Consider the following 16,642-nt stretch of genomic DNA (forward strand, 5'->3'; position numbering starts at 1 on the left):
GTTAAATGGACTGAACAACTGCCTTAGGTGCTTCTTTTCGTGACCCATCGAACCCATCGATGCCACTTACGGTTGTGTATTTTAATACATATCTTTTGCCTGGGTTTATAATTCTGTATGCCGCTTGACACATTAATGTAGCTTCGTGGAAACCACACAGAATTAACTTTAATTTTTCAGGATAGGTATTCACATCGCCAATAGCAAAAATACCCGGTATGTTTGTTTGATAATTTAAGGTATTATCAACTTTAATGGCGTTCTTCTCGATTTCTAATCCCCAATTACCAATAGGACCTAATTTTGGAGACAAACCGAATAACGGAATAAAATGATCTGTTTCTAAACGGAAATCTTCACCATCTTTATTCACGGTCAATGCTTCAATTTTACCATCGCCATGAAGTTCTGTCACTTCTGCAGGTGTGATTAAATTAATTTTTCCTGCTTCTTTAAGTTCACTCACTTTTTCAACAGAATCCAAAGCACCTCTAAATTCGTTTCTTCTGTGAATTAAAGTCACTTCAGAAGCTACATCAGCTAAAAAAATACTCCAATCTAATGCAGAATCACCGCCACCAGAAATCACAACACGTTTGTTTCTATATACCTCCGGGTCTTTAATGAAGTATTCCAATCCGTTATCTTCATAAATCTCCAGATTATCTAAACCTGGTTTTCTTGGTTCAAATGACCCTAAACCACCAGCTATTGCAACCACAGGTGCATGGTGCTTGGTGCCTTTATTGGTTGTTACAATAAAGGTGCCATCTTCTAATTTATCAATAGTTTCGGCACGTTCACCTAATGTAAAACCTGGTTCGAACTGTTTTCCTTGCTCTAACAAGTTTTTGGTTAAATCGCCAGCCAAAATTTCTGGAAATCCTGGTATATCGTAAATAGGTTTTTTAGGATAAATTTCTGAACATTGTCCACCCGCTTGTGGCAATGCATCAATTAAATGGCATTTAAGTTTTAACAATCCTGCTTCAAAAACCGTAAATAATCCCGTTGGTCCAGCACCTATTATAAGTATATCTGTTTTAATCATTTTGTTTGTAATTTAGACTTACAAGGTTTAAAAACCTTGCAGATCTCCTTTATTTTTTCTCAATTAATCCTTTGGTAAATTCGTTAAGTGTTTCCACTTTTTGTTCAAAATCACCTTTTATTGTTTTTCTGTATTCGTTTAAATTTTTGACCAAATCATCCACATTTTCTGGAATCACATCCTCAAAAAATTGACGTAAACGTTTGGCAGTTGTTGGCGACTTCCCATTAGTCGAAATAGCTACCTTCACATTACCTTTTGTTACAATACCTCCCATATAAAAATCGCAATATGGTGGATTATCGGCAACATTGACTAAAATGCTACGCTTACGACAATGTTTATGCACTTTTATGTTTACACTAGGAACATCGGTCGTTGCAATAACAATATGCTTACCCTTTAAATAGCTTTTATTATATTTTCTTTTAATTAATTTAACATCACCTTTTTTCGCTAATTCAACCGTCCCTTCCCTAAACATAGGCGACACCATAGTTACTTTGGCATCTGGACTTGATTTTAGTAAGAAAGTTAACTTTTCTTCAGCTACATTACCTCCACCAACAATAAGCACGTTAAGACTATTCAGCTTTAAAAAAATGGGATATAATGTATTAAGCCCCCTAACCCCCAAAGGGGGAACTAGCTCACTCACTGCGCTTATGTTTAACTTTTCTTTTTTCATGAATTATGAGCCAATTCGTTATAAATAGTTGTTAATTGAACGCGTTCTTTTACAACATCGCCAATAACAATAATTGCTGGGTTTGCCAACTGCTTTTCTTCAACCACTTTGCTGATTGTACTGATAGTTCCAAAACCAAATTTTTCATTTTCGGTAGTACCTTCTTGAATGATCGCTACTGGTGTATCTTGTTTGTTTTCTTCTGAAAAAATTCGAACAATTTCATCAAGTTTACCCATTCCCATTAAAATTACAACTGTTGCTGTTGATTTTGCTGCAAAAGCCACATCATCAGACAATTTATGGGCTTTAGTAGTTCCTGTAATAACCCAAAAACTTTCTGAAGCACCACGTTTTGTTAACGGAATACCTTGATACGCTGGAACTGCGATAGATGATGACACTCCCGGCACTACAAAGGTTTCTAAACCAAACTGTCGTACATAATCTATCTCTTCAGCACCTCTTCCAAAAATAAAGGGATCGCCGCCTTTTAAGCGTACTACGTGTCCTTTTTCCTTAGCTTTATTTACAATGAGTTCATTGATTTGCTCTTGTTGAAAAGCATAACACCCTTTGCGTTTCCCCACAAAAATAAGTTCCGCATTTCCAGAAGCGTACTTAAGAAGTTCTTCGTTTATAAGCGCATCGTACAAGATCACATTGGCAGATTCAATCGCTTTAATTGCTTTAAGCGTAATTAAATCTGGATCTCCTGGACCAGCACCTACAACCGTTAAACGCCCCCTAACCCCCAAAAGGGGAATTGGATTCTCTATATCTGTATGTTTTTCTTTTTTACTCATATATCATTTGCTAACCAAATGAAATTTGGCTTTAAACCGCTTTATTTTCAAGCTTGGTATCTGCTTCTCTGTATGCTCTTACTTTTTCTAAAAACTGGTTTGCACTTTTTATATAATTTGATGCAAAATCTTCAGTTGGTGCATTTTTGTTGATTTGATAAATCAATTCCGAAAAAGAAGTTCCTAAATCTAGTTTACCACTTTCAACAAATAATTCATCAAACTGACTTACAATACCTGCATGTGTATTGGTGCTTTTGTTTTCGGCTAGCAACATGGCTTTTGCCGAATTTACCATAGACGTATAGGCATGATAAATAGCGCTTGAATACACTTTATTGTTGAATGAATTTTGTGCGTTTTCAATTTTTTCTTCGCTCTCGAAAAATAACGTCGCGATTAAATCGATAACGACACCAGCGCATTCGCCAATACCAATTTCTTTTTCGTATTTTTCTTCAGATCCCCAGTCGATAAAATCTTCTTGGGTTAGGTTTGACACATCTTGAAGGTCGTTTAATAAATCGTAAAAATATCTGTCGCCAGTTACTTTGTAATACTCAACAAACTTTTTACCATCGGCGTTAGCTTCATAATCGTTTAAAATTCTTCGCAATGCTTCTGGTCCTCTTTTACTTGGTACTTTAACAACTTTATCAGCAAACAAGCCGTTCCCATCCCCTAAGTTGCCACCACCTAATAATACTTGTAAAGCAGGTGCCACTAATTTATCCGGTGTACGAACGGACATTCCTTGAAAACCAATATTTGCCATATTGTGTTGTCCACAAGCATTCATACAACCACTAATTTTTATAACAACGTCGTCATTTTTTAAATACTGTGGGTATTCTGCTTTTATAACGCGCTCCAACTCATCGGCAATTCCTGTACTACTTGCAATTCCTAAATTACAAGTATCGGTTCCAGGACAAGCTGTAATATCAACCGCTTTATTATAACCTGCTTCAACGAAACCTAATTTTTCTAATTCAGTATAGAAAAACGGCACTAATTCTTCCTTAACAAAAGGAATTACTATGTTTTGACGCAACGACAAACGAATTTCGCCCGCTGCATATTTTTGTACTAAATCGGCTAATAAACGTGCTTTATCTGTATAAAAATCTCCTAAAAGCACTTTGATACCGATGGCTACGTAACCTTCCTGCTTTTGAGGAATTAAATTCGTCGCTTTCCAAAGTTTAAAATCTTCTTGATTTTTAATGTCTACTTGAGGAACTTCAACCGACACTGGTTTTGAAGGGACATAAGCATCTGCATCAATAGCAACTGTTTTAAACTCAATTGCTTTTTGTTCTGCTTCAACTAATTCTTTAAAAGCATCTAAATCGATATCTTTTATTAAGAATTTCAATCGAGCTTTAGCACGACTTTTACGCTCACCATAACGATCAAAAACACGTACCACACCTTCCATTAAAGGTATAATTTTATCCGAAGGCAAGAAACTATATAATTCATCGGCATGACGCGGTTGTGACCCTAAGCCACCACCAATCATCACTTTAAAACCACGAACACCATTTTCAATTTTAGCTATAAAACCTAAATCGTGCATGTACGAAAGTCCCGTATCTTCATCTGAAGACGAAAAAGACACTTTGAATTTACGCCCCATTTCTTGACTTATAGGATTTCTTAAGAAAAAACGAAATAAGGCATCGGCATAAGGCGACACATCAAAAGGTTCGTTCACATCAATTCCCGCTAATTCTGAAGCAGTTACGTTACGAACGGTATTTCCACACGCTTCTCTTAAGGTAATATCGTCTTTATCCAATTCCGACCACAATTCTGGCGTTCTGTTTAAATCCACATAATGAATTTGAATATCTTGACGCGTAGTTATATGTAAACGTCCACGAGAATATTCATCTGAAACATCAGAAATTCTGCGTAATTGATTGCTCTTTACTTTTCCGTAAGGTAATTTAATACGAATCATTTGAACGCCTTCTTGACGCTGACCGTAAATACCACGAGCTAAACGAAGACTCCTGAATTTTTCTTCATCAATTTTTCCTGTATTGAATAATTCGATTTTTTTAGATAATTCTAAAATTTCTTGTTCAACCACTGGATTTTCTATTTCTGTTCTAAAAGTTTGCATGTCCCCACCCGACCTCCCCAAAGAGGAGGAACACTTTACGGTAAATTATTTAATTATACTTTTTTTATGTTTTTCCAGTTCCCCCTTCGGGGGTTAGGGGGCTTTTTTATTGAATAAACCCAGCTCCTACAGTACTATTGGTTTGTGTGTCGATTAAAATAAACGACCCATTTGTTCTGTGATTTTTAAATTGATCGAAAAATAATGGCTTATTGAATTTGAATGTTACCGAAGCAATATCGTTCACACCCAACCCTTGTACATTCTTTTCAATTCCAGAATAATCTGGATGTATTTTATGGTTGATGGTTTCAACCCTCGCCAATACTTTGTTTACACCATGTTGTAACACATATTTTGAACCCGCTTCCAATGGCTTGGAATCCATCCAGCAAATATTGGCGGTAAAATGGTTGTCGATGGTAGGTAAATCGTTTTCTAAAACAATCATATCACCTCTACTAACATTAATATCATTTTCTAAAGTGATAGTAACCGACGAACGTCTTGAAGCTGTTTGATATTTTTCATCATAGAAATAAATATCTTTAATCTTCGATCTTGTTTTTGATGGCAATACTAAAATATTATCACCAACACTTAATTCGCCACCATAAACTTTTCCTGCATACCCTCTAAAATCGTGAAAATCCTCCGTTTTTGGACGAATAACAAATTGTACCGGGAAACGTGGTGTACCCACATTGTAAATATCTTTCTTATCTAAATTTTCTAAATGCTCTAATAAAGATTGGCCTGTGTACCAAGGCATATTTTCAGAACGGTTCACGACGTTATCACCTTTTAAAGCACTTACAGGAATGAACGTGATTTTTTGGTCTTGGTAATCACGTTTGTTCATTAATTCAGAGAAATCTGCTTTGATTTTATTGTAAACCTCTTCAGAATAATCTACCAAATCCATTTTATTAATGGTAACAACAACATCTTTAATTCTTAATAAATTATTGATGAAGAAGTGACGATTGGTTTGCTCGATTACGCCTTTTCTAGCATCAATTAAAATGATGGATGCTTGAGATGTTGAAGCGCCCGTAACCATGTTACGTGTGTATTCCACGTGACCAGGTGTATCGGCTATAATGTAACTTTTCTTTCTTGTGGAAAAATATATGTGTGCCACATCAATGGTGATACCTTGTTCTCTTTCTGCCACTAAACCATCGGTTGCTAACGAAAAATCTAAGTAATCATAACCTTTCTGCTTACTTGTTTTTTCAATAGCTTCTAACTTATCGGTTGTTAATGATTTAGTATCATAAAGTATACGCCCAATTAAGGTGCTTTTTCCATCATCTACACTTCCTGCTGTTGCAATTTTTAATACTTCCATTCCTCACCCCAACCCTCTCCAAAGGAGAGGGAGTTCTTTACGGGTATATTTTAAAAATTAATACTTCTTCTTTTATATCTATAAGGTTTCGAACAACCTTGCTAGTTCCCCCTTCGGGGGCTAGGGGGATTAAAAGTACCCTTGTTGTTTACGTTTTTCCATAGCTGCTTCAGAGCGTTTATCGTCTATACGCGCACCACGTTCTGAAATTGTAGAATCTCTAATTTCTTCTACTACTTTAGAAATTGTTGCGGCTTCAGATAATACAGCTGCGGTACAACTCATATCGCCTACGGTTCTAAAACGCACCATTTCTTCAATGACCTCTTCGTTATCATCTCTATAAACAACTTCATCTTCCGCAGACCAAATCATACCATCTCTTAAGAATACTTTACGTTTATGCGCAAAATAAATAGAAGGAATTTCAATATTTTCTTGCTCTATATAAGACCAAACATCTAATTCTGTCCAGTTTGAAATTGGGAACACACGTACATTTTGACCTAAATTAATTTGGCCATTCAACATATCGAAAAGTTCTGGGCGTTGGTTTTTTTCATCCCATTGACCAAAATCATCACGTACTGAAAAAATACGCTCTTTTGCTCTTGCTTTTTCTTCATCACGACGGGCACCTCCTATACAAGCATCAAACTTAAATTCTTCAATAGCATCTAAAAGCGTGGTTGTTTGCAGTTGGTTTCTACTGGCGTATCTACCAGATTCTTCCTTTACTTTTCCTTGGTCGATAGAATCTTGAACATTTCTAACAATTAATTTCAAACCTAATTCTTTAACCAAACGATCTCTAAATTCAATTGTTTCTGGAAAATTATGTCCCGTATCAATGTGCATTAATGGAAATGGAATTTTAGCAGGATAAAATGCTTTAACCGCTAAACGTACCAATGTGATTGAATCCTTACCTCCAGAAAACAACAATACAGGTTTTTCAAACTGTGCCGCAACTTCTCTGATAATGTATATCGCTTCGTTTTCTAGTGAATTAATATGGTATGTATCTTTGTTCATAATAAAAAGCCCCACCTAACCTCCCCGAAGGGGAGGGATTCTTACTCGGGTGCAGCAAGAATATTGTTGTTTTAATTTTTGTTTTTTTATTACTGTTTACCGCGACTACGACTGTAAACTTTTTTAAGCATGTAAACCACACTCTCTGTTTTCTAAAGCTTTTGTCGGGTCGAAATATTTGAATTCGTTTGGCAACTTATTTTCTTCAAGGTATTTATCTAAATCGGCATCAGACCAATAGTAAAACGGACTTACTTTTAAAACTCCATCTTTACTCACGCTAAAAATCCCAATACTATCTCTAAAGGCTGTTTGTCCTTGGCGTAGATTTGTAAACCAAACTTTCGGTTTATGTTCTTCCATCGCACGTTTAAAAGGCTCTAACTTCACTTGTTCTGTAAACAAAGCATGCTCTGGAGCATCTACACTAGGAATCCCCATAACCACATCGCGATGCGCAGATGTTTGTTTTGGCACATAAAGAAACACGTTCAAGTTTAAATCTTTTATTACTTTCTCAGCGTGTTTGTATGTTTGTGGTGTGTTGTAACCTGTATCACACCAAACCACTGGGATAGCAGTTTCCACCGAAGCTACGGCGTGTAAAATAGCTGCTTCGTATGGCCTAAAATTGGTTGTTACAACCGCTTCTTTATTAAGTTCAAAAGCCTTCTGAATGATTTCAGATGGCTTCGCGTCTTTTAAAAGCGTATTTAATTCGTTTATTCTTTCTTGTGTAATCATCTTTATTTCCCCCATTTAATTGAATTCCAAATACGTTCATGAAAAAAGTACAATACCATTTTAGTAACTAGTTCTACAGAACCTATTTTAAAAGCTAAAGTTAAGTGACCTGTAATTATATAAGAAATAATAATGGTATCTAACGTTCCTATAATTCTCCAGCTAATGGATTTTACAATACTTCTAAGAGGTTTCTCTTTAGCACTGTCTTTTTTATAAGTGGTTTTTTCGTTTTTGTCTGAATTTATTAACACGTGACTAATCATTTTACTTAGTATTATATTAATCCTATCAATTTAGTAGGGTTTGCAAATTTAATACTTTTTATAAATTATCAAACTAATTTTTAATTTTTTTTAAATGATTGTATTTATTCTTAAATATTTGACTCATTATTTTTCATTTTCTCTAACAGATAGGTCTTTTAAAGAAGTATTTCTAAAAACTTCAAGCGTACTATCTCGCACTTGAATCATGAGTTTATTAACGCTACAAGCATGTTCATCTGGACAATCATCACACTTTTCATAAAAATTTAAGCTAACACATGGTACCATGGCAATAGGGCCTTCCAGTACGCGCATTACTTCGGTCATTAAAATTTCCGAAGGGTCTTTTCTTAAATAATAACCACCATGTTTTCCTTTTTTTGAGCCTAAAATTCCTGCTTTTCTTAGAGTAAGTAAAATGCTTTCTAAAAATTTTTGGGGAATGTTTTCACCTTTCGCAATTTCACCAACTTGAACTGGTAAATCACTGCCAGTTCTAGCAATAAAGGTGAGTGCTTTTAATCCGTACTTTGTTTTTTTAGATAACATGGTGCAAAGGTAGTTAATTTAGTGCTTGGTTCAAGTCGGAAATAATATCATCAATATGTTCTAAACCAACTGAAACTCTTACCATTCCATCTGTAATACCTGCTGCTGCTTTTACTTCGGGTTCTACCTTGGCATGCGTTGTGCTTGCAGGGTGCGTTACTATAGTTCTTGTATCTCCTAAATTAGCCGATAACGAACACATTTTAATGGCATCGAAAAAAGACCTTCCTCCTTCTAAACCACCCTTTACTTCAAAAGCTATGATATTACCACCTAATAACATTTGCTTTTTGGCAATATCGTGCTTAGGATGTGACTTTAAAAACGGGTATTTTACCCATTTCACTTTAGGGTGCGCTTCTAAAAATGTTGCCAATTTTAAGGCGTTTTCACAATGTTTTTCGGTTCTAACGGCTAATGTTTCTAATGATTTTGACAATACCCAGGCATTAAAAGGACTCATTGAAGGCCCTGTAAGTCTTGCAAATAAATAGATTTCTCGAATCAATTCTTTTTTCCCAACTGTAACACCTCCAAGCACGCGCCCTTGTCCGTCCATAAGTTTGGTAGCAGAATGAATTACCAAATCGGCACCAAATTTAATTGGGTTTTGTAAATAAGGAGTTGCAAAACAATTATCGACTACCAACAAAATGTTGTGTTTTTTACAAATAGCACTTAGGTAGGCTAAATCCAATACATCAACACCTGGATTGGTTGGTGTTTCTGCATATAAAAATTTGGTGTTCGGTTTAATTAAACCTTCGATTGTTTCTACTTCATTTACATTAAAATAAGAACACTCAATATTCCATTTAGGAAAGTATTTTGTAAACAAACCATGAGTAGCCCCAAATACCGAACTGCAAGACACCACATGATCACCAGCATCTAATAATGTTGCAAAGGTTGAAAAAACCGCAGCCATACCACTAGCGAAGGCAAAACCAGCTTCTGCACCTTCCATTAAACACACTTTATCTACAAATTCGTTAACATTCGGGTTGCTATAACGGCTGTACAAGTCGCGTTGTTTTTCTTCTGCAAAAGATGCTCTCATTTCCTCTGCATCATCAAAAACAAATCCTGATGTTAAATATAATGGTACTGAATGCTCAGAAAACTGAGTCGTTTCAGATTGTGTTCTTACGGCTAAAGTTTCAAACTTTTTATTACTCATATTTTTATATTTTGCCTAGACCACGCATAGGCATTTTAATCAATCTATTTTAAAGCTTTAATAGCTTCTAAGTTACAAAGTCGCAAAGTTACAAAGCTTTATCTCTTTGCAACTTTGAAACTTTGCGACTTTGTAACTTAATTAATATGCTTAGACAACCTTAAAATATCACCAAAAACGCCTCTTGCTGTTACTTCTGCTCCTGCACCTGCACCTTGAATCACAATGGGTTGTTCGCCATAGCTTTCTGTAAATATTTCAAAAATAGCATCGCTTCCTTTTATTTGACCTAACGTACTATCATTAGGAATGGATACTAATTTTACTTCTAATATGCCCTTGTCTTTTGATAAATCGCCCGATAAATCGCCAATATATCTTAAAACATGTTCAGGTTTTTGAGCTTCTTTTATTTTTTGAAATTCAGCATCTAAAACATGTAACTGACTTAAAAATTCTGGTACAGAAATATTCCTGTATGCTTCTGGAATTAAATTTTGAACAGAAACATCTTCAAATTCATTATGTAAATCTAACTCTCTAGCTAAGATTAATAATTTTCTAGCGACATCATTTCCAGAAAAATCTTCTCTTGGGTCGGGTTCGGTAAAACCTTTATCAATGGTTTCTTGTACAATAGTACTAAACGGTTTATCTTGTATAGAAAAATTATTAAATAAATAACTCAAAGTTCCTGAAAAAACACCTCGAATTCTGGTAATATTTTCACCCGATTCATGCAACAATTTAATAGTGTCTATCAATGGTAAACCTGCACCAACCGTGGTTTCATATAAATATTGCTTGTTGTGTTCTTTTAATTGTGTTCGTAAATCGGTATAAAATTCATGCGAAATGGTATTTGCTATTTTGTTTGACGATACTAAATCGAAACCAGCTTCCACTAAAGGCATATAATTGTCGTGAAATTTAGGACTTGCCGTATTATCTACAGCTATTAAATTTTCCAAATGATTTGCTTTTGCAAAAGCAATCACATCTTCTATGGAACTTTTTAGCTCTGACGTTTTAATAACATCTTTCCAGTTGGCATCCACCCCTTTTTTGTTTAAAAGCAGTTTTTTAGAATTACCAATCGCAAACACATTCAAATTAATCCCTTTTCGCTTTTCAATATCGTCTTTCGATTTTAAAATCTGATTAATTAAAGCTCCTCCAACACCTCCATGACCAAAAATGGCTATATTTATTTTCTTTGAAATTCCGAAAATTTCACCATGAATCACATTCATCGCTTTATGAAGTTGGTTCTTTTTAACTACCAAACTCACGTTTTTTCCAGTAACCGTATTGTTAAACAATAAGGGTGTAATCTGGTTTTTTATAAGCGCGTTAAATGGTTTATGGAACGAACTCAATTCAATACCAATAATAGAAATTACCGAAACATCATCAACCACCGCAATTTTATTAACATCTTGTGAATAGAAATCATTTTCAAACTCACGCTCTAAAGCTATAACCGCTTGAGTAGCTTGGTCGGCATCAATAATTAAGCCAATACCACGCTCTGAAGACCCTTGAGAAATGATGCTTACACTAATATTGTGAGTTGCTAATGCCCCAAAAATACGAGCATCCACACCACTTTTTCCTAATAACCCGCGACCTTCTAAATTCAACAATGCTACATTATCTAAAACTGATAATGATGTCACTTCTTTTGAGTTTGGTTTCGCAGTTATTAAAGTTCCTTCATCTTGAGGATTGAAGGTATTTAATATTCGAAGATTGATGTTTTTTTCAACCAACGGGATGATGGTTTTGGCATGTAAAACAGTGGTGCCAAAATTTGCCAACTCGTTGGCTTCACTAAATGATAATTCACGTATTTTTTTGGCATCTTCCACCATGTCTGGGTTGGCAGTGTAAATACCGTTTACATGGGTGTAATTTTGCAATTCTTCAGCATCTAAAAAATTAGCAATTAATGCTGCTGTGTAATTACTACCATTTCTACCCAATGTTGTGGTTTCATTTTTAATATTTGACCCAATAAAACCAGTTACCACATTTACAACATCGTTGCCTGCTTCTTTATAATACTTTTTAATATTATCTTTTGAAATTTGCTGAATAGGCTGCGCATTTCCAAAAGTATCATTGGTTTTTATTAAAGGTCGCGCATCAACCGCTGCGGCTTTAATGTTTTTCTTATTTAATAAATTGGCGATTAATTTTACTGAAAGTAATTCGCCTTGTGCTAAAATTTCATCTTTTGTTTTTTTACTGTAATCGCCTAATAAACTGACGCCTTCAAACAGTTTGTCTAAGGTTGAAAATTCTGCAGAAAAATCAACATTCTTTAAAGGTTCTGTTTGATAGTTTTTAAAAACTTGCAGAATTTCTTTATACGGATGTCCTTTTACGGCTTTGTTTAAAATATCTTCCAAATCATCGGTTGCCGAACTTCTTGCTGAAACGACTACCGTAATTTTTTCTCCTTCATTTACCTTATTTTCAATAATTGAAATAACGGTATTTAATCCCTCACCATTCGCTAAGGATTTTCCTCCAAACTTTAATACTTTCATGCGTCTTTTTTTCGAATTTGGCACAAAAATGCCTTCTACTATTTTTTCTAATTGTTCATATTCCATTAAAAAAGCATCGTGCCCATGAACGGAATGTATCTCGTTATAAGTGACATTCGGGTTCGATACCGCTAATTGTTTGTGGGTTTGTCTGTTTTCTTCCGCAGTAAAAAACAAATCGGAATCAACGCCTACAATATGAATATTACCATGAATGTTTTCCAATACATTAAAATCGGTTGGTCTATTTTTGGTTACATCAATCGATTTTAACAACTGATTCATTAATTTATATGCCGACAATTGAAAACGTTCTTGCAATTTATTACCATGATGCAACAACCAACTTTCTACATTAAAAATCTCTAATTCTTCATTTTTTGAACGCTGAAAACGCTCGTTGAAAGATTCTGGGGTGCGGTAACATAACATGGCGTGCATTCTGGCATCATGCACTGGGTTTCTTGAATTCAATAAAAATTGTTCTTGAATTTGGCAATTGGCAATAAGCCAATCGGTAGATTTCCAATCGGTCGCAACAGGTATTAAATTATCGGTAATATCAGGATTTAAAACTGCCATTTCCCAAGCAATACCACCACCTAACGAACCACCAATAAGGGCAAAAAGCTTATCAATTTTTAATTCTTTTAAACCCATTAAAAAAAGATTTGCAATATCGCGGGCTACAAAATCTTTATAGTTTTCTATTACAAAACCATCAAAACCATTTCCTGGAATATTGAAGGCTAAAATGGTGTAAAGTGTCGTGTCTACCACCTTGTCATCGCCTACTAAATCTTGCCACCAACCATCTTTACCAGCCACATTACTGTTTCCTGTTAAAGCGTGATTTACCAACACCACAGGTGCGGTACCCAAAGGCTTACCAAATACTTGGTAGCTTAACTTAATTTCAGGGTTAAGCACTTTACTTTGCGTGGTAAAGTTTTTAACGATTATATGTTGTAATACGTGTTCCAATGATTTTGTTTTGTTAATACCTATAAAGTTTTTAAAACCTTATAGGCATTATTAATTTGAATTATATTTTAGAAAAAGCTTCTTTTAAATCTGCTTTTAAATCATCAATATCCTCAAGACCAACTGATAGACGAATTAAATCTTGTGGTGCCCCTGCTGCTGCTTGTTCTGCCGCAGTTAATTGCTGATGCGTGGTACTAGCAGGATGAATGATTAGTGATTTGGTGTCTCCAATATTCGCTAATAATGAAAACAATTTCGAGTTATCTGCAATAGCTTTTGCTGCATCATAACCCCCTTTCGCACCAAAAGTAACGATACCACTTTTACCTTTTGGCAAATATGTATCCGCCAAAGTTTTATACTTACTAGATTCTAAACCTGGATAATTTACCCAAGCTACTTCTGGTTGTTCTTCTAACCATTTAGCTAATTCCAAAGCATTTTGGCTATGTTGTTTTATTCTTACTGGAAGGGTTTCTAACCCTTGAATGATATTAAACGCATTGGTTGGACTTAAAGCTCCTCCAAAATCTCGCAAACCTTCAAGAATTAGTTTAAATGTATAAGCCGCAGCCCCTAAAGCTTCATGATATACTAAACCATGATATCCTGCTGAAGGCTCTGTAAATTCTGGGAATTTTCCGTTAGACCAATCAAAAGTACCCGCATCAATAATGACGCCTCCTAATGATGTGCCTTGTCCCCCAATATATTTTGTTAATGAATGGATAACGATGTTTGCACCATGCTCAATAGGATTTAAAAGTACCGGAGTCGCCACCGTGTTATCTACAATAAATGGTACGCCTGCAGCTTTAGCATGTACAGAAATTGATTTTAAATCCAACACATCCAATTTCGGATTTCCTAAAGATTCTACAAAAAATGCTCTGGTATTATCTTGAACTGCTTTGGCGAAGTTATCAGGATTATCGGCATCTACAAACGTGGTTGTAATACCCAATCTTGGTAAGGTTACTTTCAATAAGTTGTAGGTTCCTCCGTACAAACTACTTGAAGCTACAATATGGTCTCCAGCTTTTAATAAAGTTAATAAACCTGTAGAAATGGCAGCAGTTCCCGATGCAAAAACTACAGCGCCAACACCTCCTTCTACAGATGCTAAACGGTCTTGTAAAATTTGATTGGTTGGATTGTTTAATCGTGTGTAAATGAAACCTAATTCTTTTAATGAGAATAGGTTGGCCGCATGATCGGAATTATTAAAAACATACGATGATGTTTGATAAATTGGCACTGCTCTAGTGCCTCCGTGTACCTTCACGTCATGTCCTGCGTGTAATGCGTTTGTTGCTAATTTTTGTGTACTCATTTTTCTAGTTTTTTTGAGTTAATAAATAAATTAAACCAAAAGCCAAATGCATCAAAATTTGATGTACTTAATAGAAAAATGTTAAAAAGAATAATAAAAATTACATGAGTAATTTCGTTTTGGTTATCTATCCAACTTTCAATAAATGAATTGAAAACTAAGTAGAATTTAGCACCTTCCCCGATAAGTTCGGGAGGTTGCTAAGGCTTCAAAGGGTCTAATCCCTCCACCTTTCTTGATAACATTTCAGTAAGTGTTTGAACTTTGTGAGTGCAAATATTCAGTTAGAAAAAGTTAATATCCAAATTTTTTAGTGGAAATTTTATAAAAATCTATTCTGAACGCTATTTCAAACAACTGAAATTTACTTATTAAATCGTTTATCATAAAATTTATTTTGAATCACTAAAGCTATGGGTCTGTTTTGAATTTTGGACTCTAACCAAGAAATAATATCAAGGTACAAAAACGCGCGACTTTGATACGGATCGTGCTCAAACTCCTTCAGTTTTTTATGAAGTTTTATAAATTCATTTCTAACCTCATTGGGGTAAATATCTCCCAATCCTCGTAAAAATTTGATAAATTCTCTTTGTACATCATACAAGTCTTCCATCTTAATTAAAAATTTATAGGTGCTTTTAATTAAGATGTCCAAATTATAATCCATTCCTGCTTCATAATGCGCCACCAAATTTAAAATTCTAGCAAAGCAAAGTAAATCTTCACGCATTTGTAAAGACTTATTATTTATGATTTTTTCTAAATAATAAATGCATTTTTTGTTTTCACCCGCACCAAAATACATACTTGCAAACTTGTAGTAAAACACCATGATATGGTGTTCATCAATGCGGTCGTTGTAATCTTTTAAACGTTCTAAAACCTCATCAATTAAGGGTAAACCCTCTTTAAAACTTCCTTCAATAAAATGTAAATTGAATTTATTATTGTTGATTGATAAAAACATTAATCCGTCAATATTATCATCCACAGGAAACCATTTTTCTTGGGTTACCGTTTCTAGTCTTACTAACGATTCTTTAAATTTTTCATAATGTCTTAAATAAAACAAGGCTTCAAGCAAATAGTGGTTTCCTCTTAGGAAAAAGACAGGATTTAAAACAATTTGATCTTTATTCTCATAAAACAAATCGACCCATTTAGTGGCATATTTATAACAGGATAAAAAATCAACCGTTAAAAAACTATACCATAAATACGCTTTATAAAGCCATAATTTTTCACGAAAACCTAAGGTATTTATATCGTATTTTGGCAGGCGTGCTTCAAAATATTTAATAACACGTTTGCTTTCCTTATCATTTTTTACGTAGCCTGTTTTTAAAAACAACCCATATAATTGAAGCGATAAATTTGATAATTTACTTGCCAGTACATTTTGTTGACTCAACTCTTTTGCTTGAATGGAGAGTTCATCGGCTCTATCTCCTAAACTTCGGGTTATATATTGAGACTCTATAACTTTTTCTAATTCAACAATTTCATAAGCCACATTTTTTTCTTCGTTTGCAATGGCTAAATTTTTTGCCTTATCTAAAATTTTCAAACTTTGTTTATATAAACCTTTATGGTATAAAATAGTTGCAAAGTCTAATTGTTCCCGAATTTGAATTCTAATATTTTGATGTGAAGGGTTTAATCGTAAACTAATTAATATCTGCTTATATAAATGCGCTTTTAAATTGGAAAGTTGTTCTTTTTTTACAATGCCTTTTTTCAAAATGGCAACTTCATCATACACCGAAAGTTTTTCCAAAATGTTGAAAAGCGTTAAAAATTTAGAGTCTTCATTTACCCCCAAACGCCCAACGTAAAGTTTAAATTGCCGCTTTTCAGACTTAGAAAGCGATTTTACTAATACAAACAAATTATCTTTTTGCTCTTTTGTCATAGTTACAAAAACCTTATTAAATATTTGATAAACAGATATTTA

General features: G+C 34.5%; 13 protein-coding genes and 1 riboswitch. All 13 genes read right to left on the reverse strand.

Features of this window, described 5'->3' with window-relative positions; translation table 11 throughout:
• Position 1: 1 nt before the first annotated feature.
• Positions 2-1,051, reverse strand: a complete 1,050-nt coding sequence (locus EV196_RS11385) for an NAD(P)/FAD-dependent oxidoreductase (protein WP_132217887.1) — start codon at positions 1,049-1,051, stop codon at positions 2-4.
• A 49-nt stretch (positions 1,052-1,100) separates the two neighbouring features.
• A complete protein-coding gene (locus EV196_RS11390) occupies positions 1,101-1,739 on the reverse strand; it encodes a precorrin-2 dehydrogenase/sirohydrochlorin ferrochelatase family protein (protein ID WP_132217888.1) in 639 nt (212 codons plus the stop codon).
• Positions 1,736-2,545 carry a uroporphyrinogen-III C-methyltransferase gene (cobA, locus tag EV196_RS11395; protein WP_132217889.1) on the reverse strand — a complete coding sequence of 270 codons (810 nt, stop codon included), beginning with the start codon at positions 2,543-2,545 and terminating at the stop codon, positions 1,736-1,738. The genes EV196_RS11390 and cobA overlap by 4 nt, the downstream gene beginning before the upstream one ends.
• 31 nt (positions 2,546-2,576) lie before the next feature.
• On the reverse strand, positions 2,577-4,679 hold the full coding sequence (locus EV196_RS11400; RefSeq protein ID WP_132217890.1) for a HEPN domain-containing protein: 2,103 nt from the start codon (positions 4,677-4,679) through the stop codon (positions 2,577-2,579).
• Between the two features lie 106 nt (positions 4,680-4,785).
• On the reverse strand, positions 4,786-6,033 hold the full coding sequence (locus EV196_RS11405; RefSeq protein ID WP_132217891.1) for a sulfate adenylyltransferase subunit 1: 1,248 nt from the start codon (positions 6,031-6,033) through the stop codon (positions 4,786-4,788).
• Between the two features lie 129 nt (positions 6,034-6,162).
• On the reverse strand, positions 6,163-7,068 hold the full coding sequence (gene cysD / locus EV196_RS11410; protein WP_132217892.1) for a sulfate adenylyltransferase subunit CysD: 906 nt from the start codon (positions 7,066-7,068) through the stop codon (positions 6,163-6,165).
• Between the two features lie 123 nt (positions 7,069-7,191).
• The gene (locus EV196_RS11415) at positions 7,192-7,812 is read right to left on the reverse strand and encodes a phosphoadenosine phosphosulfate reductase domain-containing protein (protein ID WP_132217893.1); all 621 of its coding nucleotides are present in this window, start codon (positions 7,810-7,812) and stop codon (positions 7,192-7,194) included.
• A gap of 2 nt (positions 7,813-7,814) precedes the next feature.
• Entirely contained in the window at positions 7,815-8,078 is a 264-nt protein-coding gene (locus EV196_RS11420) for a DUF2061 domain-containing protein (RefSeq protein WP_132217894.1), read from the reverse strand.
• Between the two features lie 126 nt (positions 8,079-8,204).
• Positions 8,205-8,630, reverse strand: a complete 426-nt coding sequence (locus EV196_RS11425) for an RrF2 family transcriptional regulator (RefSeq protein ID WP_132217895.1) — start codon at positions 8,628-8,630, stop codon at positions 8,205-8,207.
• A gap of 13 nt (positions 8,631-8,643) precedes the next feature.
• Complete coding sequence (locus tag EV196_RS11430) at positions 8,644-9,810, reverse strand: trans-sulfuration enzyme family protein (protein ID WP_132217896.1); 1,167 nt, start codon at positions 9,808-9,810, stop codon at positions 8,644-8,646.
• A 137-nt stretch (positions 9,811-9,947) separates the two neighbouring features.
• Complete coding sequence (thrA, locus tag EV196_RS11435; RefSeq protein ID WP_132217897.1) at positions 9,948-13,349, reverse strand: bifunctional aspartate kinase/homoserine dehydrogenase I; 3,402 nt, start codon at positions 13,347-13,349, stop codon at positions 9,948-9,950.
• Between the two features lie 61 nt (positions 13,350-13,410).
• Positions 13,411-14,685 carry an O-acetylhomoserine aminocarboxypropyltransferase/cysteine synthase family protein gene (locus EV196_RS11440; RefSeq protein WP_132217898.1) on the reverse strand — a complete coding sequence of 425 codons (1,275 nt, stop codon included), beginning with the start codon at positions 14,683-14,685 and terminating at the stop codon, positions 13,411-13,413.
• A 120-nt stretch (positions 14,686-14,805) separates the two neighbouring features.
• Positions 14,806-14,930, reverse strand: a riboswitch (SAM riboswitch).
• Positions 14,931-15,049: 119 nt separating this feature from the next.
• On the reverse strand, positions 15,050-16,600 hold the full coding sequence (locus EV196_RS11445) for a hypothetical protein (protein WP_132217899.1): 1,551 nt from the start codon (positions 16,598-16,600) through the stop codon (positions 15,050-15,052).
• Between the last annotated feature and the right edge of the window lie 42 nt (positions 16,601-16,642).

It is taken from the genome of Mariniflexile fucanivorans, assembly GCF_004341235.1.
GTDB lineage: Bacteria > Bacteroidota > Bacteroidia > Flavobacteriales > Flavobacteriaceae > Mariniflexile > Mariniflexile fucanivorans.